The organism is Sphingomonas sp. CCH9-F2, from assembly GCF_001556735.1.
GTDB lineage: Bacteria > Pseudomonadota > Alphaproteobacteria > Sphingomonadales > Sphingomonadaceae > Sphingomonas > Sphingomonas ginsenosidimutans.
The window spans coordinates 1-1,057 of sequence record NZ_LSJO01000480.1; the positions used below are offsets into that span (position 1 = coordinate 1).

Genomic DNA, 1,057 nt, shown 5'->3' on the forward strand with positions numbered 1-1,057 from the left:
TCCATGCGGACCCGGCGATGGCGCGAAGCTCGGCCATGACGCGGGCCTTGTCCTCACCCGCCTTGGCGAGCGCCGCCTGGTCCTCGCGCCGGGCCGCGCTGCCCGCCGCGGCGATCCGCTGCGCCATCTGCTCCGGCGTCATCGCCAGCGCCGGACTTCGCGCGATCACGTCGTTGATGGCCGCGATACGGTCGGCCGTAGCGTCCACGCCCTTCTGCATCCGCCCCAACGTCTCGGTATAGTCGGGAAAGTCGATCGCGCCGCGCTCGGCCGCCAGACCCTCCACGGCGCGGCGCAATAGCGCCAGCTCGACGCACATGGCCTCGAACGCCTCGGCTGCGTCGGTTCCTTGGCTGTTGTCCTCGTCCGTCACCCGTCCCCCTTACCGGCTCATGCCACGATCGCGGTTGCGGCCTTGTCCGACCGACTGCGCCAGCTCCTGCCCGATCGACCGGCTCCGCTCCATGCTCAACGCCAGCTCGGGCGCGTGCCGCTTCAAGGCGGATTCGAGCTGCGGGTCGCGGTGCAGCCCGCCCGCGATACTCTCCATGCGTTTGCCCAGCTTTTCCGCGCCCGCACGGTCGCCGGCGCGCTCCATGCTGGCCCGCGCTGCCTTCATGCCCTGCCACTGCTCCACGAAGCGCCCCGCACGCTTCTCCGGGTCGATACGGACCTGGCGCTCTACCTCCATCGCCTTGGCCGCCCCGCCCGTGTTCCCTTCGGCCGCGTCGCGCGCGAGCCGGGGGTCGCGCTCGATCGCGCTGGCGAGGTCGCGCGCGGCATGGGGCCGGATCGCGTCCAGCGCCTCGCCCGCCCGCCGCAACGCGCTCTCCTGGTGCGCCAACACTGGCAGCCCCTGCGCCCGCATCCGATCCATGTCGGCCGCTGCGCGGCCATAGCGCTCGATCGCGCGGGCCTGCGAGGGCGCCAGCGGCTCCCTCGACTGCGCTCGGGACAGGCTGGCCGCGCCGCGCTCCGGCAACGTCGTTTTCTCGGTCGCCGGCTTCGGCCGGAACCCCGCGAACATGCCGCGCGCCTTGTCGCGGACCTTCTCCGC

At 72.8% G+C, this 1,057-nt stretch carries 2 pseudogenes; both read right to left on the reverse strand.

Annotated features, from left to right (window positions below):
• Positions 1-373: pseudogene (locus AX685_RS21690) on the reverse strand (DUF6118 family protein); the annotation flags it as partial.
• Positions 374-382: 9 nt separating this feature from the next.
• Positions 383-1,057 (reverse strand): annotated as a pseudogene (locus AX685_RS13670) (Ti-type conjugative transfer relaxase TraA); the annotation flags it as partial.